This window comes from Nitrosospira multiformis (assembly GCF_900111585.1).
GTDB classification, from domain to species: Bacteria; Pseudomonadota; Gammaproteobacteria; order Burkholderiales; family Nitrosomonadaceae; genus Nitrosospira; species Nitrosospira multiformis_B.
Map to the genome: position 1 here is coordinate 1 of NZ_FOHI01000012.1, position 23322 is coordinate 23322.

A 23322-nucleotide genomic window follows, 5' to 3' on the forward strand; every position below is an offset into this window, starting at 1 on the left:
CACGATGACCTTTACTGTCACTCAGGTTCCGACCATTCCCGAACCGGAAACTTATGCCATGCTGCTTGCAGGACTCGGGTTGATGGGTGCCATGGTGAAAGGCAGGAACAGTAAAAAAGCTTGAACTGATCTAACTCTAGTGCCAACCCCTCCCTCCGGGAGAGGTTGGCTGAATTAATCTCCATCAGCCTGTTTCCTGCCCTATGTGAAACAAGGCTAAGGGCCAGTCGAAGACTGACCCTCCAGTAATCTGCTACTTCAATTTTCTCATTTCTTCGGTCAGTACCCACAGGCGCGGTTGAGCCTCAGGTTCTGGTCAATCCCAGTCATAGCGCGGGTAGTGATAGAGCGCGTCCGGATTTATTCCGCCCCGTATGCCGCGCTTGATAAGGTTTTCCTGAACACCGCTAAAGGTCATCCACATGTCGCTTGCGCGATCCAGAAAGTGCCGTGGTGCCAGTAAATCCTTTTCCGTAATTGGGGCGCCGATCCGGAATCTTCATATTTGAGAGTCAAGGCGACCTCGCGCCAAGAGCACGATTATCTCCATCGCTTGCTTCACTTATGTCTACCCGAGCATAGACGCAGAGGACACGTCAGAGCTCTGATCAGATGGCTGGAAGATGAAGCAAGGCAATTGGGCTACCAGGAGCTATACCTCAAAACGGAGTACAGCAGAAATTTCTATGAGCAGCTGGTGGGAAAGTTTTTGAGGTAATCCCAGGAAGGGCCTCGGATAGGGTGCCAAACGGCCGCTTGTGCGCGGCGCATCGATGCTTGCCACCCTTATTTAGCGTTGCGAGTTTCATTTGCCAAGGATGGTCAGAGGGTCTCCATCTTCATCCTATCTGCAGGCAGGCTGGTCTGTAAAGCAGGAGCGGCGTCGATATTTTTTACGCCTCGGAATTCCAATCTGGACGCAAGAGAGTTGCGAATTGATAAGTACCTGATATCCCGATTGAAATAAAATAATATAAAAGCTGGCATAGAGATTGCTTTATATAAGTTGAAACAAACAGCTTCTTTTATTTTTATTGCTATCAAGAGGGAAAGAATCGTGAATAAAAAGCTCATCAATTTATCAATGGCTGCAGTACTGCTAGGTGGCCCCGCTATTGGATATTCCGCAACCCTGGATACATTCAGTGCAGATGGAGTACTGCAAAATTTTACAGGCTTCGACTGGCATTCAAATGGGGGTGGCTGGGTTCAGGGGTTTGACCTGACCGCTGCCAGCAAAGCCGGTGATAGCGACAGCTTCACCTTGACGTACCAGGCCTTTGCAGGTGTTATCAACACCACTTCCCCAACGAATAATCTATTTGTGGCGTCGCCTGGCCCCGAAACCGGAACGTACGAAGTAACTACCTATCAGCAGCTTACGCAGACTGCGATTTGCCAGAACGACGGGTGTTCCAGCATTCAGATCATTACGAACAGCGGAACATGGGAGATCTTCCTTGATTCCAGCCCTAATGCGGACCAGGCCACCGGGACGGGCTTTCTCGACGGAACGAGCATACTGAGTGGAACATGGGACAGTGGTTTTAGCACCTTCGCTGCAACCGGTGCAATTCCTGGTCCGGCCGTACTCGGTACGGGCGGCGGTTTTCTGTTCGGCACAGTCACCAACACTAATAGCACGTATATAAATCCGGCATTGGCAGGCACCCAGTTTCAAGCCTCGCTTCAATTCCCCGGCCAGAGTGCGCCGGAATATACGCGGCCGACAGCATTTAACGGGGTTGCCACGGGGGCTGACACTGCATCAAGTTTTGTAATACAAACCGATGGATCACAAGGTTTTACCGTCGCGGAAGTGCCTGAACCCGGGATTTTAGCTCTGATGGGTATCGGTCTGCTTGGTTTTGCCTTCACGGGTCGTCGTCGCACCTGAGCAAACAGCGGTATATTGCGTTCACTCTTTGGGCCACCCCTGTCAGGGTGGCCTTTTCATTGTTGTACCGTGGCGGCACGGCGGTTAGCGGAGGAATGCCATCTCCGTTGCGCATGCAACTGTAACCCGGATTGGGTCGCAACAAGGTCTTGCAGTTGCTGCACTCGTAGTAGAACTGACGGGGGCATAGGATGCCATATTATCGCAGCCCTGGATCATCCCTCTTCCCATGATACGGTCCATTGCGGGCCTTCATCTCCCCTTAATCTTCCACCAAACTATATATATCGTCTGTCATCCAGGGATTTTCACACAACCCCAAAATGGAAGACTCTGGTCTCTCTCTAGTCTCTTTCAGACTACTGCTAAAGGTGGGTGAAACAACGCTGCAACAAATCTGAGCAATCCCAACAGATCTAGCTGAAACGGAGTCTTAAGGAATTTATCCACAAACCTATCCCCGGTCTAACCCCGGTAACAGGGGAAACCCTCACTAATAATTCCTTGATTCGGCCTTGGTTCGGGCTACCAGCAATTTGAAGCAGCATATTTTCCTGATACCACTTCGGTTACTTTTTATTGAGCCATTTGCGCTTCAACATCCTCGATTTGTTCAAGAGTGCGGCAGGGGCATTCCCTCATTTTTGTCGCTCCGTGTGTTACCCCCACCTTGTTTTTTTGAAAACTTAATCTATTTTTAGAGTGTTTCCTCATTTAGGACAGAGGTAAATGGCGGAATTCCTCAGACCAGCAAGGAAATACAGAGGAGTATGAAAAGAATCATCGACATGTCACTTGCTCCAGGAGTAACTCCTCCCAGAGAGAAAAAAGGGCCGGTACATGATCTTGTTAACTTAACTATGGGGGGAGGACCAAATGAAGAAATTTTCCGGTGTTTTTCTATTCACCACAGTAGTGCTGGGCTCCGCCCTCGTTTTCGCCCAGCAACGTGAAGGTGGCGGAACGAACGGTAATCCGGCAAACCGTGCGGTAAACATTAATCTGGGCAGCACTGGAGGCGCGCTGGATAATTCCGCCCTGACGACAGTTCGCCGGGAGGTCGGCAAGGCCATTTCCTCAGAGGCTGTCGATACTTTCATCGTCTACAGCCCAAAAATCGGGGGTCCCGTGCAAATTGAAGGCGGGCTCAACGCCTGCGCGGAAGAAGGGTTCAGCGCGAAACCTAACCAGTTTAGGGAGTTTGTACACAAGTTGCGCGAGATTCGTCCACGGACAGGTACCTTCCTGAATGTTGAGCTTACAGATCAGTGTAAACCTGTTGGTTCCGGGACAGGAGAGGGGAACGTTTGTGGCGGCATTGCTGGAAAACGTTGTCCCGATGAAAAACAGTACTGTGATTTTGGCGTCGGTCAATGCAAGATCGCGGACGCGCAAGGCACCTGCAAGACAAAACCAAGAAATTGCACGCGCGAATTCCGGCCCGTTTGCGGCTGCGATGGAAAAACGTACGGGAATGCATGTACAGCGGCAGCTGCAGGAGTATCGATCGACCATGAGGGTGAATGCAAGACTGAGCGGCAAGCGTGCGGGGGAATCGCAGGTATTCGATGTCCCCAAGGTAAAACCTGTGTGGACGATCCTTCCGATGATTGCGATCCTAAGCGAGGCGGGGCCGATTGTCCGGGGATTTGCAAAGGTAGATAGCTTATGCTCTATGGGAAACCTCGTGGACGGCGGCTTATCCGTCCATCAGGTTTTCCATTCGGGGTGTGCAGGGCTCATGCGACAATCCGTTCACTTCCGCAAGGGGCAACTACACAGGCCGCACCTGCACTCTTGCTGTCCTGATTTCGGGATTGATTTCCTGTCAACTCGGCAATCGTTTCGACTAACCTAACGTCAACAGTGGCACAGGCTTGCAGAGACACCTCTGAAAGCCTGCGCTGAGCGCGTGGTTCTGCGCTTCTTCTTTGCCTAGAGAGCGCAACCGCAAGAGTATTCCTGCCTTTATCCGTCTAAAAATTCCGCATGGCCTGAATGAACTGGTAGCCATTCATTTGCGGCATGTTCATGTGCGGCTTCATTTCCCCGAGGATATGCCGGGGGTCTTTTTACAGGAAGGATTCTATGAAGGGCGGTTTGCGCCGGGCATTTGCAGTCCTTTTTCTTCCAGTTTTTTCTGCAAGAACTTCTGGGTGATTTTTAGCATTTTCCGTCGTCCATACTCCCAATCCTGGACAGTCTTGAGTGTAACGTGAAGCATTTCGCCAAATTCGATTTGCGTTAATCCAAGTGCTTCCCGTGCTTCGCGTATCTCTTCGGAGCTCATCCAATGAAAGTTAAGCTGATTGATCCCAGGTCTCGCTAGATTGCTTTTACTCTATTGTTTCTAAAATATTTATTTCTGAAAGATCAGCGGTGTTGCCATCGACCCATATCTGTGCCTCTATACTCGCAACTGCCAGAGCATCTGATTCACTCTCAAATGGAAGAATGGAATTTACGAATACTACCCTTCTCTCCATATCAAAAATTCTGTAGCAGCCAGTCCAAAATCTGTTTGTGCTATCCATCCTGGCGCTGATAAGGATGCCGTACCCCTTATAGTTGTTTCCTTTTATGTTCCTTTCATCTCTTTGCAAGCAACCCCCAGCCTAATTTCAGAGAGTAAGAATTTCCACCAATCCTGATCTTTTCGCAGCCATCACTGTTCGATTCACAGGGCTCGATAATCTGGGCGACGATGCGCGATGAAGGTGGATCTCAGGAATATCTTTTAATTAAACAATATGAAGCTCGCCCGAATAACGGGCGGCTTTCTGAATAAAAATATGGCTGGCTTGCCGCGGGCGGGGCTGGCTGGCTAAAAGACCGCTGGAAAAAGGAGTAACCAGCGGTAACGGATAACCTGTGTCTCCCTTGAAGGAGTAATGATAATGATAATGATTCTTATTATATTTGCAGAACTGGAGAAAAACAAGTGGAATTAGCAATCTCACAGAACAAGAGGAACAGAACACGCAGTAGATTGGCGTGTAGCTGCGCTTGCAGTAGAACTGGCGACATCCTTAGGATGCGACAATTTGTCGCATTCCTGCAGTAACCAAAATGGGTTACTCTCGCGCTCGATTTACTGAAAGATATTGCTCGAAAGAGAAATTATCCGCATATCTGAAAATAAGACCCACTCTAGCGAATCACGGCTTCCCCCTCACGAACAGACTGGAAAAAGTTGCGGCAAAGCCTGGAAAAGGCTGCTAGTTGAGCAAATATAAATTGAATATCCAGCGAAGACTCACCCTTTTTGCTCTGGCTTGCGGAGCCGGCATATCCTTTGTCGCAGCAGCCGATGAGCCGGCGCTACCGCCAGAAGACAACAATAAACCTGTTGCACCTGCGGAAAAGAAATCAGATATTGTTGCTCCAGCAACCGGGGTTCCCGCCAAAGGAAAAACCTCATCTGATGATCCCCCAGTCGAGTTGCCAGAAATGACGGTAACAGAAAAAGTAAAACCGCCTCGCACTCAGACTGAAATGGAACGGTACCGGTTACCTCAGACCACGGAAAGTATCACCCGGGAAAGAATCGACAATACGATCAATCTTGCGAATCCCGAGGATGCCATCAAGTACATGCCATCCATTCAGGTACGCACCAGGTATATTGGCGATACCAATGCCCCGGTTGGCATGCGCACCTCGGGCACGTCTGCAAGTGCCCGTAACCTGATCTACGCCGATGGGATCCTGTTGTCATCATTGCTTGGCAACAACAATGTAAATACCGGTTCGCCCCGCTGGAATACTGTATCGCCGGGAGAAATTGAACGTGTCGATGTCATGTACGGCCCATTTTCGGCCGCCTATGCCGGCAACTCCATAGGAGGCGTAATCAATATTACGACCCGAATGCCGGAAAAATTCGAATTTGGAGCGGACGCCCAAGCCTCGTGGCAAACGTTCAATCTCTATGGCACGAAGGATACTTACGATACGCAGCGCTATTCCGGTTACGTCGGTCATCGCTACAACGATCTGTCGTTCCGTTTTGACTACAGCCATCTCAATGCGCATAGTCAGCCCATTACGTTTGCGACCGCACTCATCTCGAATACTTCGGCGGGTGCTGGAGATACAGCCGTCACGGGTGCATTTGCCGGAGCCAATCCTACGAATGCCTCAAACCTGACGCTCGGCGCGGGGAATATCAACCACACCATCCAGGACAATTTCAAGTGGAAACTCGCCTATGACATCACCCCCTCAATCAGGCTCGCATACACCCTGGGCCTGTGGCTGAACAACGCGCAGGCGAGCCCGCAGAGCTACCTGAGGGATGCGGCAGGAAACATTGTAAAAGGCGGTTTTATCAATATTGATGGTCGCCGTTACAATCTGTCTGCACCCAACAGTCCCACTTTCGCCGGAAACCAGACTGATCAGAGAACCTGGTCGCACGGAATCAACCTTCGATCCAATACCGGGGGAGTTTTTGATTGGGAGTTGACCGGCAGCGTGATTGATTTTGGCAAGGATACGGTTCGGGCACCCACAGTTGATCCCACTCTCGCGTTCGGCGGCAATGCACCGGGCAGGATCACGAGCTTGACGGGCTCTGGTTGGCACACGGTGGATGCAAAAGGTATTTGGAGGCCTCGAACCGATCTTCTTGGCTATCATGAAATCAGCTTCGGTTTTCATCATGATTTATATACGCTGAAGAATCCCGTATTCAATACCGGCGATTGGCAAAGCGGCGGTGGTCAAAGTATTTTTACAAATTCCACTGGAAAGACCCAGACTGAAGGTTACTGGATTCAGGATGCCTGGGATTTCCACGAGAACTGGAACTTTACTATAGGGGGCCGCCTGGAATCCTGGCACGCCTACGATGGGGTAAACACGACTACAGTGGCAGGCTCGCTCCAGACGATAAACCAGGCTGATAAAAGCTCTGTCAATTTTTCGCCCAAGGCGAAATTGACCTGGACTCCGATGCAACAAATCAGAATTGGTGCCGCAATCGGCCAGGCTTATCGTTACGCAACTGCCACGGAATTGTTCCAGACCACTACAGTCGGTACTGGCGCAACGGCCATATCCGTTAATGGAAATCCGAACTTGAAGCCTGAAGAGGCATTAGCCTCGGAATTGTCCGGCGAGTACTTTGTGGACAAGGGAAGGTTTCGCGTCAGCCTGTTTCAGGAGCGCGTCAAAAATGCCATTTTTTCCCAGACCGGGTTAATCACCAATCCGCTTACCAATAAAACTGTTCAATCTACTTTTATATCGAACGTCGGAGAAATCGATACTTACGGTGTCGAAGTTTCCGGGGAAAAAACTGATGCGGTGATTAAAGGACTGGATATTCTTGGCAATCTCACCTGGGTGGATTCCAGAATAGAGGATAATCGAGCGGCGGACGCGGCAGCGGCAGCCTTAGGCCCTACCGCAGCCAATCCCAACGCCGCGGCACCGTCGACCGGAAAGCACCAGCCCAGACTCCCCACTTGGCGGGCAAACGCCGTAGTCACCTATCGAGCTAATGAAAACTTCAGTGCTTCAGTGAATGTTCGCTACAGCAGCGGCCAGTTCGGTCAATTGAACAACACGGATACCAATGGTTTTGCCTACACGGGATTGACGAGTTATCTCGTCGCCGATCTGGTGGCAAGATACAAAATTACGAAGCAGGTGAACGCGATTGGGGGGATTAATAATGTCAACAATGACAAATACTGGATATTCCATCCTTTTCCCCAGCGAACCTACTTCGTGCAGTTGAGGTTTAATTATTAAAAAAAGAAACCTTAATGCGCTCGGCCCGCCGATCACGCGATGTTTAGGCCTTGGTCGACAGCGTAAGAGATATCGACCAAGGCTTCGAATAAATTACCGCTACGCTAGCTAGTTTTTATGCCCAGAGTGCTCATGCCGCCCATGCATTTTACTCACCATTTTGTGCAGGTTTTTCATTTCATCTGGATCAAGCTTACCATTTTTGTCTTTGTCGTTCTGATCAAACATCCACTCGTGGTGTTTCATGAATTCTGCTTTACTGACACTACCGTCTTGTTCTTTTTTCATTACAGAAGGATTGTCTCCCTCATCTCCACCTGCCGCGCTAGTTGCGAAACCAGTCATGCCAATTAAAAAAGGAACGATTGCAATAATAGATCTCATTTTTCGTTTTTGGATCATGCTGATATCTCCTTGGTTAATTTCCAATAGTCCCTTAATGATCTTTATAGGAAAATGATATTTTTCCTCAATGAGGTACAAGATCGTCGTGACAGCCCGTATAGCATGATTTATCGGTCAGATCATCCAATACCGGCCACAAAAATTATAAATCAAAATATCGCAATAAGATTTGGGATTAGGTTTTTTGCGATTGGCATCAATCAGCGCATCAATACCATCTGATTCCATCGTTGATTGGTAGCGAAAGGCATCGGGAAAAACTCTCACCTTGCAGGCGCGCGATACATTGTCATGCTCCGCTGCGAGATTAAGTAGACCTGCCTTGTGCTTGATAACGTTTTGTTGAAAACTACTCATGGGGGCTATTCCTTTGCGTTTTCAACGCTCAATTTGATAAAGATTCGCAAACCTCTATTGAACTGGTAACCCCGCTTTTGGCAAGACTCTACTGGCAGATTAAGTCCGAATTACTAAATTTTTAACGACGCCGCATTGAGCCTTACCACCTATCCCGTGCTTAACGGGTCTGGAAAAATTCCTGATACCTGTAACTCGTTTCTCAAGAAAATTATCTACTCGTCTATGATTCCTGACACTCTTCCTTTTGGGAAGCTTGCTTCGATAGAAAGAATCTCGTGATTGAGATTGTCCGGGTTGCCTTACGGCGCCCGTATACATTCATCGTACTGGCACTTCTCATCCTGATTCTGGGACCCCTTACAGTTTTTCGGACTCCAACCGATATCTTCCCGGATATTCGTATTCCAGTAATTGCGGTTGTATGGCAATACACTGGCTTGCCCCCGGACGAGATGGCGGGACGTATTACTACGCTGTTTCAGCGTTCATTGACGACGACAGTCAATGACATCGAGCATATCGAAGCGAATTCTTATGCGGGTTCTGGAATTGTCAAAATCTTTTTTCAGCCTGGCGTAGACATAGCAGTCGCCAATGCTCAAGTTACAGCGATCTCGCAAACCGTGGTGCGGCAGATGCCACAGGGAACAACGCCGCCGCTGATTCTCAACTATAACGCCGCGACAGTCCCCATCCTTCAGCTCGCGCTATCCGGCAAGGGCATGTCCGAACAGGCTCTCGCTGATCTTGCCCTAAACACCATCCGCTTGCGGCTGGTGACCGTACCCGGCGCTGCGATTCCGTTTCCATATGGTGGAAAAACCCGGCAGATACAGATTGATCTCGATCAGGAAGCACTACAAGCACGCGGGTTAAGCGCGCAGGATGTGGGAAACGCACTTGCCGCACAAAACCTGGTTACACCGATAGGTACACAGAAAATAGATGCATTTGAGTACACGCTTCAACTGAACAATGTGGCCACCGCAATCGAGGATCTCGGTAATCTCCCCATCAAGGTTGTCAACAACGCAACAATCTATATCCGTGATGTGGCGCATATTCGTGACGGCAATGCGCCCCAGACCAATATCGTGCATGTCGATGGCACGCGCTCGGTGGTAATGACCATATTGAAAAACGGCATGACATCCACACTTGCCATCGTTGCTGGCATTCGCGCCAAGTTGGATGAAATAAAACCTGCTCTGCCGGAGAATCTCGAGATCAAGCCCATCAATGACCAATCGTTTTTTGTGCGGGCGGCAATCAATGGGGTGGTGCTGGAAGGGGCTATCGCGGCTGTATTGACAAGCATCATGATACTGTTGTTTCTCGGCAGCTGGCGTTCAACGGTAATCGTGGCGGTATCGATTCCCTTATCGATTCTCGGAGCCATTATCTGCCTTGCAGCCTTGGGGGAAACAATCAACATCATGACACTTGGCGGACTTGCTCTTGCTGTTGGCATACTTGTCGATGATGCAACTGTGACCATCGAGAGCATCAATCTACATTTGGAACAGGGAAAGGAAGTTGAGGAAGCGATCATGGATGGAGCTGCGCAAATCGCAACACCGGCTTTCGTGTCCTTATTGTGTATCTGTATCGTTTTTGTGCCGATGTTCTTTCTGGAAGGAGTTGCGCGCTTTCTATTCGTACCAATGGCAATGGCAGTCATGTTTTCAGTTGCGTGGTCTTTCATTCTCTCTCGTACTCTTGTCCCAACCATGTCCAAGTACTTATTGCATCCGCATTCATCCAGGGATGAGAGTCAATCATCACGCAACCCGCTAGTACATTTTCAGCGCCGCTTCGAAGCACGCTTTGAACATTTTCGAACCCGTTACCGTGAATATCTTGAATTTACGCTGGCACACCGGTACCCGTTCATATGTGGATTTCTCGTATTCGTGCTTGCTTCTTTTTTGTTGTTACCCTTTTTAGGGGAAAATTTCTTTCCCGCAGTGGATAGCGGCCAGATTCTGATGCATGTGCGTACCCCGGTTGGCACCCGTGTGGAGGAGAGCGCCAATCAATTTGCCCAGATTCAGAAATCCATCCGGGAAATCATTCCACCCGATGAAATCGACGTAATGGTGGACAATATCGGTCTTCCTCCGAGTAGCATCAACTTGACTTACAACAACACGGGGGTGATGGGTACTCAGGACGGGGATATCCAGATTGCGCTGAATCCAGGGCATCAACGTACTGAAGATTATGTGCGCAAGCTGCGCGAAGAGTTGCCGCGCCAGTTTCCAGGGGTGGCATTTTCATTTCCCCCGGCTGATATCGTAAGCCAAATCCTGAATTTCGGTTCGCCTGCGCCGATCGAACTGCAGATCCGCGGCGCCAACCTGGAGGCAAATTTCGACTATGCCGGATTGTTGCTGCCCAAGATCAGAGCGATTTCCGGCGTTGTGGATGTTCGTATCCAGCAGTCCCGTAGGAGACCTGTTTTTAACGTGGACGTTGACCGAACTCGTGCACAAGAAATGGGAATAACCATGCGTGATGTCACGAATAGTTTGGTGGCCAATCTCGCTGGCAGCAGTCAAGTTGCACCCACCTTTTGGCTAAATCCCCAGAACGGCGTGCAATATCCGATAGTGATGCAAACACCGCAGTATCGCCTCGACACACTCGCCGCTCTTGCAGACATTCCGATCGGAGGTAATGACGGAAATTCACAAGTGCTTGGCGGACTTGCGAGTTTCACACGCACCAGCGGTAATGCATTGGTCAGTCAATATGATATTCAACCGATGGTGCAAATCCATGCGACGACGCAAGGAAGAGATCTCGGTGCGGTGGCAAATGACCTTCGTCGCATCCTTGCCGATACTGCAGGTGAGGTGCCAAAAGGGTCAAGAATCTTACTGCTTGGCCAAGTAAAAACCATGGAAAGTGCCTTCTCCGGATTGTTGTTTGGTTTGCTTGGCGCAATCGTATTTATCTATCTGCTGATCGTTGTGAACTTCCAGTCCTGGACTGATCCATTCGTTATCATCACTGCATTGCCTGCTGCGCTCGCTGGAATCGTATGGATGTTGTTCATTACGCACACTCCAATCTCGGTGCCAGCCTTAACCGGCGCAATCATGTGTATGGGTGTAGCAACCGCAAATAGCGTGCTGATGATCAGTTTCGCGCGGGAACGGTTAGATGTGATTGGAGACGCTACCGCAGCTGCGCTGGAGGCCGGCTTCGTGCGTTGTCGGCCAGTCTTGATGACCGCTCTTGCGATGATCATTGGAATGCTGCCTATGGCGTTAGGCCTTGGCGAGGGCGGTGAGCAGAATGCCCCGCTGGGCCGGGCCGTGATTGGAGGCCTGGTTTTTGCCACAGTTGCAACGCTGATCTTCATTCCTGTCGTTTTTAGCGTTATACATGAACGGCATGTCAAGAAACGCATATCTGCCACCTTCGACGCCCCAGAAGCCGATGCTACCTGACTCTTCCGAATCCCGAGTCTCAACTCGAAGACTCCTTGTTTTTGGTACAGCTGCGATAATCATCATCGTTGCTACGGTTACAATTGGTCTTATTAGTCGTGCCTCTGCAAGCAAGCAGCTGCGCAACTGGACGAGCGAACAGGCAATTCCCGTTGTCGCAGTCATCACACCTGGCCTACAGGAAAATATTATCTCCCTTGATTTACCGGGTCGTCTGCAGCCATATTCCCGCGCAATCCTATATGCGCGCGTAAATGGCTATCTGAAAAGCTGGAAAGCGGATATCGGAACTCAGGTGAAGGCCGGGCAATTGCTCGCCGAGATCGAGACGCCAGATCTCGATCAGCAGTTGTTACAAGCAAAGGCCGATCTTGCCAGTTCAGAGGCGACCGCATCGCTTGCAAAGACTACCGCGGAACGATGGGAAGCATTATTGAATTCCGGCTATGTTTCAAAGCAGGCAGTCGCGGAAAAAACAGGTGATTTCATGACCAAGCAAGCATTGGTTAATGCTGCTCGTGCAAATGTGGATCGCCTGCAGGCATTGAAATCTTTTGCCCGTATCATTGCGCCTTTTGATGGGCTCATCACTGCCCGGCTAACAGACATCGGTGCACTCATAAACAGCGGCAGTGGAGCAGGGCAAGAGCTTTTCGAGGTATCAAACACAAGAATGTTGCGTGTATATGTCAACGTGCCGCAGGTTTACGTACCCCACATCTCCCCCGGCACCACGGTAACGATCACTGTGCCGGAGCATCCGGGCAAGACCTATACTGCTGCTGTTGTCGCATCAGCACAAGCTGTCAATAATGTGTCCGGTGCAACCCAGATACAAATCCAGATCGATAATGCGAGGGGAGAGTTGCTTCCAGGCGGATTTACAAATGTGAATTTCAAGTTGCCTAATAACAGACCTACGATGAGCGTACCGGCGAGTGCTCTGATATTCAACAAGGCGGGTTTAAGTGTGGCAACGATTGATCTTGATGACAGAGTTGTACTGAAACCTGTCATGATCATGCGTGATTTGGGCAAACTCGTCGAACTCAGCGCAGGTTTGAGAGCTGATGATCGTATTATCGAAAATCCACCGGATGGAATTTCAAACGGGGACAGCGTTCGTATCAGTAGTATTTCTTCACGAAACTGATGATGAAAGTGGGGCAGTGAATGATACGTTTCCTGGCCTTTCTTATATCCTCATTTTTTCATTGAGAGCCAGACCAGCTCCGCTGGGAATGCCATTTCCCCGAATGCCATTCCCAGGGGGGTATGGGTGATTCATATGACCATAATCCTCGCTTTGCAGCCTGCGCTTCTTCCTGAAGCTGAACGAGTTCCCTATCCTCCACCGATTGGTCTGCTACCCATGCCATTCCTTGCCGCACCTGCTCGGCGTTAACATTCACTCCATTACACTTAACCTTTGCCAACATGCGTCCATAGTAATCCTTGCTTATCGAACTGAACTCTGCTTCTACCCAGAAGCATAAGTCATGGAGGGATTGCTTGGAATCAATAGCAAATAGCTGATTTCCTTCCGGGGCGTCTACCCCTGCCAGGCGTACCCTTACCAGCTCCTGATTTATAACAACGCTGATCGAGTCACCATCAACAATACTGACTGCTTTTGCCCGTATCATTTCATCGGCAGAGTCAGCGGCTGAAAGAGGCAAGGCAACAAGGGTTGAGAGCGCAATGATCGCCAAAGCTATCATTGCTTTGAAGGGAGGTTGCTTGAGCCGCAGATACATTCTTTCAGCAGGGAGGAGTAGTGCCGCAAGAATGGAAACAAGTTTTTTCTTCATCGCGGCGTATCCTTTCAAGCGCAACTCACTTACAAAAGGCTGCACTTCCTATAAGTTCATCTTGGAGCAGGTTTATCGAATTCCCCTGATACTCCATATAGCCTCGTAGGAGGACGCTACTTCTTACACACCAACTCCAGCAGTGTCTCCCCTATAGTGCCGGCTATCACTTTCGTTACTGGCCCTTCTTCTATTGAGGAGGACATAATATCTCCCCTACCTCCATACTGCGAATAGTGCGTGCTTTGCCGGGTGTAATAGGATCTATTTTTGCAATCGTACCTATATTGAAACTTGGTCGACTTGGAGGGAGTCCTGGTATTAGGGAAATCGGACATTTCCCAAACATCTACAGTATTGCCGTGCCTCCTGATGCTCGGCATATGGACAAAAAAGACCTCCTTGTCAGTTGTCGCCACAACTTTCCATCCTGGCCCTGGGTGAGGGGTGTTCAGCGTATTATCCTGGCCTCGTGAAACCAGGGGGAAAGAAACAGAAATAACTAACAAAACCAGTCCAAATAAATACATCGTCATCAGTTGAGTGTGGCGCATGCCACTTCGCACGTCTTGTTATTCTGGTTTAATTCAGCTCACCCTGGCTATCTTGACAGTCAGGACACTTTTTATGCAGGCACGATCAAGGGCGTTGGCAGATTCTATCAGCAGACCTTCATCGATACCTACTTCAAGTGGCTCAGGCCAAGCTCGGCCAAGCTCCATACCAGCAAGGTGATCTGCTCAACGACCGGAGCTACCTTTCTTTGCTGAGCAGAGCGGAGTATTGAGTGCTGCGGGAAGCCCGAACCCACGATTACCAGCTCTACCTTGCGATCAACGACATCGAGCGCTCACAAACCAGGGCAAATCGTCCGGCGACCAACGGCATTCTTGAAGCATTCGTTTAACGAGTGCAATTCAGGCCTTAATACCCCTTGGCGCGCATGCAGGAAGAATAGGCAGCCTGATACTGTCCATCATGGGATTTGGTCTCATTGAGACCATAAAGAGTTCCGCCAGCAACGCCTGTTATACTACCAATCGCAGCGCCCTTGCCGGCACCTTTTCCACCGCCGGCGATCGCTCCACCTGCAGCGCCTACAGCCGCTCCTAGCGCTGCGCCGAGCGCTGCATTCTTGAGCACTTCTTCGGCTTTGCTGTTCACCTGCTCGCTTGCATAGCGGTTGCATTCATTCATGACGGACTGAGACGGGTAGGACGAACGTACCGGCTGCGGGGGATATGCCACCGGGGGAGCGTAGGACGGGGGAGGCGGAACCGCAGCTGCGGTATTCTGGCTCGATTGCGTCACTCTGGGGCGTTTTGGAGGCTCAGGTGCAGCTTGGGCGATTGGGGCCGGTTCGGGAACCGAAGCAAGAGGCTTTTTTTCTGCCTCGGAAGCCGGAGTTTCGCCCGCAGGGGAAGCTGCCTCAGTCTCAGCCCCAGAAGCCGCGAGCTCAGGCTTGGAATCGGAATCACGCCCCGTGATGAACAGGGTCGATGCAACGCTTGCGCCCACCAGCAATATTCCAATCGTTGCAAACTTCCAATAGTTAACCGCTTCGTTCGACATCACATCTCCTTCCAAAAAGTCTTTTTCTGCTATTGCTTCTGGTCTTTCCCGTCGCCTAGGGACAATTCCTAGTAATCCGCATCCTTGCCATGGCCCTTGTGGCCTTCGTGACCATTGTGACCCTTGGATCCCTTACTGGATTTATCCTTCTTGCCCTTGTCGCTGCCCCCATGATCATGAGGACCTTTACGCTTGCCTTTTCCGGCATGATCTCCATCGCCCGCTTCACGCCCATTCCCCCGCTCATCCTGGTTTCTCCAGTCGGCACGATCCTGTCCGCGTGCCGCCTCAGTAGACCACTGGGCGTTCGAGTTCTCCATGCCGTGCTGGCCCATATGCTCGGATGCCGTTCCTCCGGGGTTTGCATGTTCAACTCCCTGATGCCCGTCGTGCTTCCCGCCGCCGTTCCGTGCCAGTACCGGAGTTGCATACGCAATTGCCGCCGCCAACAATATTGCCAAAATCCGCATCCTCATCTCCTCTTGTTGAAATTGTTTGAACTGAATTCACATCTCACTCGTGGCGATTATCTTCATGTGTTGCCGTGATAGCTATTGGACTTAAGTACAGTGTTACAAGACAAGTACAGTGTTACAAGACGGGCTATCTGGTGAATGACCCTGGCTGCTCCTCCTGCGCTATCCAATAACGTGATACTACCTCGTCCGTTTACCGTCAGAGAGAATATTGTGAAGTTTTTGTGAATTTTCTGTAACGACAGGACAACCGATTCTAAAGTGACGCGTTATACCTTCTGCAGGTTGAAATAGTGAAGCTCGGCTCTTCTCTTCGTTAATTACTACTTTGGAATGGAGGTCTTCATGACAAAAATAAAATTCGGATGCTTTGCACTCATGCTGTTCATCGCAGCTCCCTTGAGTCCTGCGTGGGCTGGCAGAGGGCATGGTCACGGCCATCATGGGCACCACCACCATGGACATCATCACCATCGACACGGCGGAGGTGGGGGGTGGGGCTATGGAGTCGGGATCGGTCTGGGGTTGGGTCTGCTGGGTTACGGCCTGAGTTCCTATGCTGCTCGTCCCTCATATCCGCCTGCCTATTATCCCCCGGCAGGGTATACATCCGGCTATGGGTATGCGCCTGTCGTCTCGGTTCCCGCTGCTCCACCTGTCTATATCCAGCAGGGCGTCGTGCAGACGCCGTCCCAGCCTCAAGCCTCAAACTACTGGCATTACTGCCGGAATCCGGAAGGCTACTATCCTTACGTGAAAAGCTGCCCAAGTGGATGGCTACAAGTTGCGCCTCAGCCCGGGCAATAGCGAAATTGCCATGATTACTCCCCACGCCTCCACCTCGGTAGGGTAAGATTTTTAGTTTTGGATAACCTTACCCTTGAACCGCCTGCCGGTCTTGAACATACCCTGAGCCAAGCAATGCGCCGCAACGAGTAAGGCGGCGCATTTCAGCAGGTTGCCGCAAATTTGCTTTAATGAATTGATGAACCGGCAGTTTGCAGCAGCCGCTTTCGGCGCATTGATTTATTTCGGTTGTGTTATTCCGCTGGCAGCTGCGGAATATGAGGCCTTGCGCCAGAAAATGGTGAGGGAAGTGGTTGCCGCATCCGGTAATTTCCCTCCCGGAGCAAGTGTTGTAGCAGCAATGGAAAAAGTGGAGCGCCATCGCTTCGTACCTGCCTGGCTCTCCATATTTGCGTATCGCAATCATCCACTCCCGATCGGCCATGGGCAGACGATCTCGCAACCCCTCATCGTCGCGCGGATGACCGAGCTGCTGAAGCTCAAGAAAGACGACAAGGTTCTTGAGATCGGGACGGGCTCGGGTTATCAGGCTGCTGTCCTGGCGGAGATCGCGAAAATGGTTTATACCATTGAACTCATCGAACCTCTGGGAAACGAGGCTGCGCGAAGATTGCAATCACTGGGCTACGACAATGTGAAGACCCGCATAGGGGATGGTTATTACGGCTGGCCGGAAGCGGCCCCGTTTGATGCCATCCTGGTAACAGCTGCCGCCAGTCATGTGCCCCCTCCTCTGCTCAAGCAACTGAAGCCCGGCGGGCGCATGGTGGTGCCACTGGGCGCACCTTTCATGACCCAGTACCTGATGCTGGTGGAGAAGCAGCCGGACGGTTCAGTTACTACCCGTCAAATTGTCCCGGTTCGTTTCGTTCCCCTCAGAGGCGGACATTGAGCATCATGTCCTTGCCACGTCCGCCCTTTATTGCCATCGGACTGCTCTCCGCCTGCGTGCTGGCATATGAGGTATTGCTCACACGCTTGTTCAGCATCGTGCTGTGGCACCATTTTGCCTACATGATCATCAGCGCGGCGATGCTGGGCTACGGAGCGAGCGGCACGGCTCTCACACTCTCACGAGAAAAAATTGCCGGGTACATAGGCCCTATCTATCTCGCGGCGGCCGTCGGCCTCGCTTTTCTCATGCCCGCGGCATTTCTACTGGCGCAGGAAGTCCCGTTCAACCCCCTCGAACTGCTATGGGATCCATTCCAGTTGACGCGCCTGCTCTCCATTTATCTGCTCATGATGCTGCCCTTCTTCTGCGCGGGAACAGGTATCGGCCTCATCCTGTCGCACTTTGGACAGCAGGCTGGGCGCATCTACGCCTTCGATATTGTGGGGGCGGGGATAGGCAGTGTGTGTGTTATCGGCGTGCTGTTTCTTATACCACCACACAACCTGCTTATCGTCCTCGCCGCGCTGGTCCTGTTTGCCGCCGCTATCGCTACAGTCGAGATGAGGATACGACCCGAGTGGTTGGGGATTGCCCTTCTCGGGCTGGCTTTCCTGGTATTGCTGGCAATTCCCCCCGACTGGTTCCGTGTGCATCCTTCCCCTTACAAAGATTTGAGTCAAGCCCTGAATATTACGGGCGCGCAGGTGATCGGGGAACGTTCCAGTCCACTGGGACAGATTGCGGTCGTGGAAAGCCCGCGCGTTCCTTTCCGTTATGCTCCTGGCATGAGCCTTAATGCGCTGGAAGAACCGCCGGATCAGTTGGGTATATTCGTGGATGGAGACGGTCCCTCCGTGCTGACGCGCTTTGACGGCCGACGTGAACCACTATCCTATCTCGACCAGCTTACCTCGGCGCTACCTTACCATGTGCTGCAACGGCCTCACGCAGGCCCCCATGTGCTGGTGTTGGGAGCAGGAGCGGGCAGCGACGTTCTGCAGGCCCTCTACCATGGCGCGATCAGGATCGATGCGGTAGAGCTCGACCCCAACGTCATCAATCTCGTCGAAAAGCGCTTCCATGACTTTGGGGGAAATATTTACACATTGCCCCAGGTGCATATACACGCGGCGGAAGCGCGCGGCTTTGTTAACGCAACCCGCAGCCGCTACGATCTGGTTCAGGTCGCCTTGCTGGATTCGTTTGGTGTTGCCGCCGCGGGTGTTTACGGCTTGAGTGAAAGCTACCTTTATACCGTGGAAGCGTTTCAAACCTATCTGAGAAGGCTAATGCCGGGCGGGGTGCTGGCAATTACGCGCTGGCTGACCTTACCCCCACGGGATGCGCTGAAATTATTCGCGACAGCGATAGCCGCACTGGAGCGAAGCGGTGTAGACGATCCAGGAGCGCGCCTGGTAATGATAAGGGGCTGGAAAACGGTCACGCTGCTTGTGAAGCACAGCAATTTCACGGTGGCGGAGATCGAAGCGATCAGGAAATTCTGCCGCGAGCGCTCATTCGACATAGCCTATTACCCGGGAATGCGACCTGAGGAAGCAAATCGCTACAATGTGCTGGCGCAGCCCTATTTCTTCGAGGGAGCAACTGCGTTGCTGGCCGGGGATCGCCAAACCTTTATCGACCGGTATAAATTCTTTATCGAGCCTGCCACCGACGACCAGCCTTTTTTTTTCCGTTTCTTCAAGTGGGATTCCCTGCGCGAATTGCTTGCCCTGCGGGAACAGGGGGGTATGCCGCTTCTGGACTGGAGCTATCCCCTGCTGGTGGCAACGCTGATCCAGGCGTTCGTTGCGAGCGTTGTTCTCATTCTGGCGCCACTCCTGGCCTCAAAGGCACGCCGAGCGCTGCCTCCCGCAAAAGTCGCTTTGTACTTCCTTGCCATCGGCTTGGCTTTCATGTTCATGGAAATTGCGTTCATCCAGAAATTTATACTGTTTCTGGCTCACCCGTTATATGCGGTCGCCGTCGTATTGTGCGCATTTCTGGTATTTGCCGGTGTGGGAAGCTGGCTCGCCGGGCGCTTGCAAAAGCGGTTCCGGCGGAGCGGACATCTGACTGTTGCAGTAATGGCAATAGGAGTCCTTGCACTGCTCTATCTCGCTATCCTGCCCAGCCTGTTTGATACGCTGATCCATTTATCCGATCCGGCAAAAATCGCTATTTCGGTAGCGTTGATCGCGCCGCTTGCATTTTGCATGGGCATGCCCTTTCCCACCGGAACGATGAGGCTAGCTTTCACTGCACGCGAGGCGATCCCCTGGGCCTGGGCAATCAACGGCTTCGCCTCCGTCGTGGGAGCGGTACTTGCCACTTTACTGGCTATTCACCTGGGGTTCGCTTTCGTGATCCTGTTGGCGGTAGGGATCTATAGCTTGGCGGCGCTTACGTTGAGGGGGTTTCCGCAGGAAGTCGCGAAGTAGATTGGAACTCCTTGGGCACCTCAGCAATCTGCGCTGGCTAAGCATTGTTCGCCCCCTTCCCAAGCAATGCCGGATGCATTCGCCCTCTACGAGCCTATCCTGAATACCGGCTCACCTCCTTCGACAGATCCTCCTGAGGGCTTTCTTCTTTTAATTACCAAGCAAGATTAAAACGAGTAATAAACAGGGCGCGACGGAGATTCCAGCGAAATTATTGCCGAGCTCTTCATCAGGCTCTTCTGTAAGAGATTATATACATCCAAGTCAAAGCTCAGGGCTGAGCGCGTCTGTAAAAGATCCTCAAGCTCTTCGCCGTTTTGCACGGTTCCGAGGTGGCACCACTTGTCAAACACATGAAGTTGGCTGCGGCCGGAAACTTCATTAAATTCACGAAAGCCAATTCTGCCGGGATAGGGCCAGGGCTTCAGGCGAAGCGGGATCAGCGCCTGTTTGAGACGCAGATAGTGAAGCTCTGATAATTCCTTGCCGACACAGACCCCATCACAACGTTTGATCTGATAGGCAAAGCACGGGTTCCCAGTACCAGCACCTTGAGTACTGGCACCTTCGACTCCAATCACGCGTGGACATAATCTGTTATCGCCGGCGATCTTGCGAAGCGTATCCATGGCTGCCTTTTTCGAGCGAAAGAAACCGAAAAGATGGTCGAATCTTGCCGGATCAATGTCATCTTCCGTTACGATGCTTATCAAGGGAACCTGATCAGGTCCACCCAGGCTCAGGGAGAACAAGGTACGCGTCAAACGTAAACGCCGGTTATGGATCGGCTGGCGTTCCTTGATCAGGCTCGATTCCAGCAGTAGAGCGCCCAACTCGCCTGCCGTTTCTATCCATTCCACGCGGTTTACCTGCTGGCCGATACGCATGGCCTTGCTGGATGAATGATCACCGCTGAAGTGCGACATGACACGCGAGCGCAAAGTGACGCTTTTGCCGATATAGAGCGGGAGATTGTTTTCGCCATAGAAGAGATATACGCCCGCACTATCCGGTATCTCATCCAAAAAGGCGGCATCCAGGCCAGTTGGCAGGCTCGGCCCTTTCAACAAGGCGGCAACCTCGTCCAGGACGCGCTTCTCCCCTAATTCGCGTTTGGCCAACGCGAGATAAGTCACCAACAGATTCACATCCCCCATGGCGCGATGACGGTCGCAAGTTACAAGCGAATGACGCTGCATGATTGCATCAAGACCATGACTTCTATGCTCCGGATAGAGCCGCCGGGAAAGCTTTACCGTACACATGACCTTCTGCCGAAGTACCGCGCCCAGCCGCCTGAATTCACTCTTGAGGAAACCATGGTCGAACCGGACGTTATGCGCTGCCAGCACGGCCCCTTCAATATAGCCATACAATTTGTGAGCGATTTCATCGAACGCAGGTGCGTCTTTCACCATTTCATTGGTAATGCCGGTCAGACGGGAAATGAAAGGTGGAATACTGACTCCTGGATTAACCAGTGTTTCCCAGCGCTCCATTTCAATTCCGTTTTCGAAGCGCACGAGAGCGACCTCCGTGATACGGTCGTGCAAAGGCGAATCTCCGGTCGTTTCGAGATCCAGGACTACTAAATGCGGCAGGTTGGAAAACATTGAGTTGTCGATCGCTGTCAGAACTGAAGGCCCAACGAGACCAGGAAGAGAAAGTTGCTGAAACTAGAGCCTGTTAACACTTGTTCGCGCCCTCGACGGAGACGATTTTATTCAGCGCAAGGTATGAGCCGCACCGCAAAGCAAGCTTCTGTAAGCAGCGAGTAACGATGGGCTGGACAAATCGGTCCCCTCCGTTCGGGTTGCGCCAGCGTGAAAACCACTGACGGCCGCTTGAACTCTGAAGCCCGGGTCGCCATCAGATATTTTACCGCGATTTGGAAATTGAAGGCTTAGCTCGTCGGGTAGGTTGCACTGCTGTAAATTGAAGGTGAGATAGCTACCACTTTGGCTCGATACGACATTCCACTATCGCTTATGAAATTATTCGGCGCATTACGCACAGTCGCAGTTTTTGAAACCACCAAAGGTGCTCTGGTATTGCTGGTGGGATTTGATTTACTCTCCCTGGTACATCACGACATTCAGCAAGCCGCCGAGCACCTGCTGGCGCACACTCACCTGAATCCAGCCTCCCGTTATCCCCACATCTTTATTGATTTGGCCAACCAGCTCACAAACACCCGCTTATTGCTGATCGCGGCTGGAGCTGGCGTCTACTCGCTGGTACGATTCATCGAGGCATATGGGCTCTGGCGTGCAAGGCGCTGGGCGCAATGGTTCGCGGCTGCAAGTGGCGCGATTTACGTGCCTTTTGAGCTTTTCGAATTGTATGAGCGTGTTACTTGGCTTAGCCTTGGCGCCTTGACGCTGAACCTGGCAATTGTTGCCTTCATGCTCTACCACCTGTTCCATGCGGGTGACAAGAAGATAGCGAATGCGCCCTCATCGAGCTGAAAGCTGCTTCAACCTGGCGCCGCAGGGCGTACGTGCTCAGGTGCATCAATCCAGCCCGGGCGTATCCGGTGTTACCACTTTAAGGGTCGGAACAGTCAGTGCATCGCTCTGCCATGCCTATGACTTTTCCATTAAACCTTTCCATTGAACGTTGCAATCTGTGCCGACTATGAGAGACACGTGCAATTGCCCCGCGGGTAATTTCAAAGAATCGGCACGACGTTAGAAGGTTCGTTGAGTGGGATTCCGCACAGATTATCAGGTTTGCCGAATTTAACCTGTTTTGGAAATTGCACACTACCTTCCAAGTACCGATGAGGAGATTCCTCATGGCAACAATACATGGAACGACACGTGGAAATGGGTAAAGGGAAAGTAAAGGGAAACTGCCCTCATCTCCGATCCCCGCGCCCCCGGGAAGCGGTAGAGAAAATACATCCAGCGGCTACCCGGAACTGGCTACAGGAAGCGGCGCCTCTCACGCCCTCTCTATGTTCCTCTATTTTCTCCATGGAGAATCTTATGCATCTGCCTCTTTTGACATCCTCTGCAAACCGCCTGGTCATTTCTGTCATATTTTTTCTTGCATTCACCCCTCCTGCAGTGCTGGCGCAAGCGCGGCAATCGGCGCAGGCACCACAGCCCATTGAAGCAACCATGAGAAACATGGTTTCAGCTATTCTGGCTAACTCATTGGCCGATTTTGTATCGCCAGGAGATGAAGCATTTCAAGCCGGGATGACAAAGGAGATGCTCAGCAGCATCAACCAATCTCTCGCCTCGCGCCTCAAGCAAGGATACACCACGACATTCCTGACCACACTGCATCAGCAGGGATTCGACGTATATGTCTGGAAGGTGGTATTCAAGGACGGGAATGATGACGTTCTTATTTTCATGGCCCTTAAGGACCAGAAAGTCGGTGGATTCTGGTTGCGTTAGCTCCAAAAGAAATATGGATCAAGTCAAGCC

Annotated in this window: 20 protein-coding genes and 2 pseudogenes; 13 read left to right on the forward strand and 9 right to left on the reverse strand. The window is 51.5% G+C overall.

Translation table 11 applies throughout. The features are described 5' to 3' along the window. The 4 genes from BMW46_RS13655 to BMW46_RS13675 form a co-directional block, all read left to right on the forward strand. Window positions 1–124 (forward strand): PEP-CTERM sorting domain-containing protein (locus BMW46_RS13655; RefSeq protein ID WP_371113523.1); only part of this gene is annotated, 124 nt, incomplete at its 5' end. 429 nt (window positions 125–553) lie between these two features. Then, window positions 554–718: a GNAT family N-acetyltransferase gene (locus BMW46_RS15985; protein WP_371113524.1), complete on the forward strand. Its 165-nt coding sequence runs from the start codon at window positions 554–556 to the stop codon at window positions 716–718. Between the two features lie 339 nt (window positions 719–1057). Beyond that, on the forward strand, window positions 1058–1897 hold the full coding sequence (gene pepA / locus BMW46_RS13670) for a flocculation-associated PEP-CTERM protein PepA (protein ID WP_074709220.1): 840 nt from the start codon (window positions 1058–1060) through the stop codon (window positions 1895–1897). A gap of 876 nt (window positions 1898–2773) precedes the next feature. Next, window positions 2774–3562: a Kazal-type serine protease inhibitor family protein gene (locus BMW46_RS13675; RefSeq protein ID WP_074709221.1), complete on the forward strand. Its 789-nt coding sequence runs from the start codon at window positions 2774–2776 to the stop codon at window positions 3560–3562. A 421-nt stretch (window positions 3563–3983) separates the two neighbouring features. On the opposite strand, the gene BMW46_RS13680 is transcribed toward BMW46_RS13675, so the two are convergent. Both BMW46_RS13680 and BMW46_RS13685 read right to left on the reverse strand, forming a co-directional pair. After that, window positions 3984–4187, reverse strand: coding sequence for a helix-turn-helix domain-containing protein (locus BMW46_RS13680; protein ID WP_074709222.1), 204 nt, complete (start codon window positions 4185–4187; stop codon window positions 3984–3986). A 46-nt stretch (window positions 4188–4233) separates the two neighbouring features. Further along, window positions 4234–4500, reverse strand: a complete 267-nt coding sequence (locus BMW46_RS13685) for a hypothetical protein (protein WP_074709223.1) — start codon at window positions 4498–4500, stop codon at window positions 4234–4236. Window positions 4501–5119: 619 nt separating this feature from the next. Here BMW46_RS13685 and BMW46_RS13690 point away from each other — a divergent pair. Beyond that, window positions 5120–7657 carry a TonB-dependent receptor gene (locus BMW46_RS13690; protein ID WP_081355818.1) on the forward strand — a complete coding sequence of 846 codons (2538 nt, stop codon included), beginning with the start codon at window positions 5120–5122 and terminating at the stop codon, window positions 7655–7657. A gap of 108 nt (window positions 7658–7765) precedes the next feature. On the opposite strand, the gene BMW46_RS13695 is transcribed toward BMW46_RS13690, so the two are convergent. Both BMW46_RS13695 and BMW46_RS13700 read right to left on the reverse strand, forming a co-directional pair. Further along, window positions 7766–8059, reverse strand: a complete 294-nt coding sequence (locus BMW46_RS13695; RefSeq protein ID WP_074709224.1) for an EF-hand domain-containing protein — start codon at window positions 8057–8059, stop codon at window positions 7766–7768. 159 nt (window positions 8060–8218) lie between these two features. After that, window positions 8219–8419, reverse strand: a pseudogene (locus BMW46_RS13700) (helix-turn-helix domain-containing protein); the annotation flags it as partial. A 278-nt stretch (window positions 8420–8697) separates the two neighbouring features. Here BMW46_RS13700 and BMW46_RS13705 point away from each other — a divergent pair. Together BMW46_RS13705 and BMW46_RS13710 are read left to right on the forward strand one after the other, a co-directional pair. Continuing rightward, the gene (locus tag BMW46_RS13705; protein WP_074709225.1) at window positions 8698–11880 is read left to right on the forward strand and encodes an efflux RND transporter permease subunit; all 3183 of its coding nucleotides are present in this window, start codon (window positions 8698–8700) and stop codon (window positions 11878–11880) included. Then, window positions 11825–13033 carry an efflux RND transporter periplasmic adaptor subunit gene (locus BMW46_RS13710; RefSeq protein ID WP_256377081.1) on the forward strand — a complete coding sequence of 403 codons (1209 nt, stop codon included), beginning with the start codon at window positions 11825–11827 and terminating at the stop codon, window positions 13031–13033. The genes BMW46_RS13705 and BMW46_RS13710 overlap by 56 nt, the downstream gene beginning before the upstream one ends. Window positions 13034–13091: 58 nt before the next feature. Here the strand turns inward: BMW46_RS13710 and BMW46_RS13715 are convergent, their stop codons facing one another. Both BMW46_RS13715 and BMW46_RS15990 read right to left on the reverse strand, forming a co-directional pair. After that, window positions 13092–13691 (reverse strand): thermonuclease family protein, encoded by a 600-nt coding sequence (locus BMW46_RS13715; protein ID WP_256377082.1) that lies wholly within the window; start codon window positions 13689–13691, stop codon window positions 13092–13094. A 116-nt stretch (window positions 13692–13807) separates the two neighbouring features. Continuing rightward, window positions 13808–14245: a surface-adhesin E family protein gene (locus tag BMW46_RS15990; RefSeq protein WP_074709227.1), complete on the reverse strand. Its 438-nt coding sequence runs from the start codon at window positions 14243–14245 to the stop codon at window positions 13808–13810. A 33-nt stretch (window positions 14246–14278) separates the two neighbouring features. Here BMW46_RS15990 and BMW46_RS15995 point away from each other — a divergent pair. Further along, window positions 14279–14592 (forward strand): annotated as a pseudogene (locus BMW46_RS15995) (IS481 family transposase); the annotation flags it as partial. A 23-nt stretch (window positions 14593–14615) separates the two neighbouring features. Here the strand turns inward: BMW46_RS15995 and BMW46_RS13730 are convergent. Together BMW46_RS13730 and BMW46_RS13735 are read right to left on the reverse strand one after the other, a co-directional pair. Beyond that, window positions 14616–15263, reverse strand: coding sequence for a hypothetical protein (locus BMW46_RS13730; protein WP_074709229.1), 648 nt, complete (start codon window positions 15261–15263; stop codon window positions 14616–14618). Between the two features lie 68 nt (window positions 15264–15331). Further along, the gene (locus BMW46_RS13735; protein ID WP_074709230.1) at window positions 15332–15733 is read right to left on the reverse strand and encodes a hypothetical protein; all 402 of its coding nucleotides are present in this window, start codon (window positions 15731–15733) and stop codon (window positions 15332–15334) included. Window positions 15734–16084: 351 nt separating this feature from the next. Here BMW46_RS13735 and BMW46_RS13740 point away from each other — a divergent pair, with 351 nt between their 5' ends. The 3 genes from BMW46_RS13740 (at window position 16085) to BMW46_RS13750 (ending at window position 19882) form a co-directional block, all read left to right on the forward strand. Further along, window positions 16085–16546, forward strand: coding sequence for a hypothetical protein (locus BMW46_RS13740; RefSeq protein ID WP_074709231.1), 462 nt, complete (start codon window positions 16085–16087; stop codon window positions 16544–16546). Between the two features lie 178 nt (window positions 16547–16724). Continuing rightward, window positions 16725–17438: a protein-L-isoaspartate(D-aspartate) O-methyltransferase gene (locus BMW46_RS13745; RefSeq protein ID WP_074709232.1), complete on the forward strand. Its 714-nt coding sequence runs from the start codon at window positions 16725–16727 to the stop codon at window positions 17436–17438. A 5-nt stretch (window positions 17439–17443) separates the two neighbouring features. Beyond that, the gene (locus tag BMW46_RS13750; RefSeq protein WP_081355820.1) at window positions 17444–19882 is read left to right on the forward strand and encodes a spermine/spermidine synthase domain-containing protein; all 2439 of its coding nucleotides are present in this window, start codon (window positions 17444–17446) and stop codon (window positions 19880–19882) included. A 167-nt stretch (window positions 19883–20049) separates the two neighbouring features. Here the strand turns inward: BMW46_RS13750 and BMW46_RS13755 are convergent, their stop codons facing one another. Then, window positions 20050–21495: an exonuclease domain-containing protein gene (locus tag BMW46_RS13755; protein WP_074709233.1), complete on the reverse strand. Its 1446-nt coding sequence runs from the start codon at window positions 21493–21495 to the stop codon at window positions 20050–20052. A 345-nt stretch (window positions 21496–21840) separates the two neighbouring features. Here BMW46_RS13755 and BMW46_RS13760 point away from each other — a divergent pair, with 345 nt between their 5' ends. Both BMW46_RS13760 and BMW46_RS13765 read left to right on the forward strand, forming a co-directional pair. Further along, complete coding sequence (locus tag BMW46_RS13760) at window positions 21841–22350, forward strand: DUF2127 domain-containing protein (protein WP_256377083.1); 510 nt, start codon at window positions 21841–21843, stop codon at window positions 22348–22350. A gap of 522 nt (window positions 22351–22872) precedes the next feature. Further along, a complete protein-coding gene (locus tag BMW46_RS13765) occupies window positions 22873–23292 on the forward strand; it encodes a hypothetical protein (RefSeq protein WP_074709235.1) in 420 nt (139 codons plus the stop codon). Window positions 23293–23322: the final 30 nt, after the last annotated feature.

Excerpts from the sequence above, each read along its gene's own strand:
- BMW46_RS13680 (WP_074709222.1), bottom strand. The coding sequence starts at position 4,187 with ATGAGCTCCGAAGAGATACGCGAAGCACGGGAAGCACTTGGATTAACG.
- BMW46_RS15990 (WP_074709227.1), bottom strand. The coding sequence starts at position 14,245 with ATGCGCCACACTCAACTGATGACGATGTATTTATTTGGACTGGTTTTG.
- BMW46_RS13710 (WP_256377081.1), top strand. The coding sequence starts at position 11,825 with ATGTCAAGAAACGCATATCTGCCACCTTCGACGCCCCAGAAGCCGATG.
- BMW46_RS13765 (WP_074709235.1), top strand. The coding sequence starts at position 22,873 with ATGCATCTGCCTCTTTTGACATCCTCTGCAAACCGCCTGGTCATTTCT.
- BMW46_RS13715 (WP_256377082.1), bottom strand. The coding sequence starts at position 13,691 with ATGAAGAAAAAACTTGTTTCCATTCTTGCGGCACTACTCCTCCCTGCT.
- BMW46_RS13755 (WP_074709233.1), bottom strand. The coding sequence starts at position 21,495 with ATGTTTTCCAACCTGCCGCATTTAGTAGTCCTGGATCTCGAAACGACC.
- BMW46_RS13730 (WP_074709229.1), bottom strand. The coding sequence starts at position 15,263 with ATGTCGAACGAAGCGGTTAACTATTGGAAGTTTGCAACGATTGGAATA.
- BMW46_RS13675 (WP_074709221.1), top strand. The coding sequence starts at position 2,774 with ATGAAGAAATTTTCCGGTGTTTTTCTATTCACCACAGTAGTGCTGGGC.
- BMW46_RS13745 (WP_074709232.1), top strand. The coding sequence starts at position 16,725 with ATGAACCGGCAGTTTGCAGCAGCCGCTTTCGGCGCATTGATTTATTTC.
- BMW46_RS13750 (WP_081355820.1), top strand. The coding sequence starts at position 17,444 with ATGTCCTTGCCACGTCCGCCCTTTATTGCCATCGGACTGCTCTCCGCC.
- BMW46_RS13740 (WP_074709231.1), top strand. The coding sequence starts at position 16,085 with ATGACAAAAATAAAATTCGGATGCTTTGCACTCATGCTGTTCATCGCA.
- BMW46_RS13695 (WP_074709224.1), bottom strand. The coding sequence starts at position 8,059 with ATGATCCAAAAACGAAAAATGAGATCTATTATTGCAATCGTTCCTTTT.
- BMW46_RS13735 (WP_074709230.1), bottom strand. The coding sequence starts at position 15,733 with ATGCGGATTTTGGCAATATTGTTGGCGGCGGCAATTGCGTATGCAACT.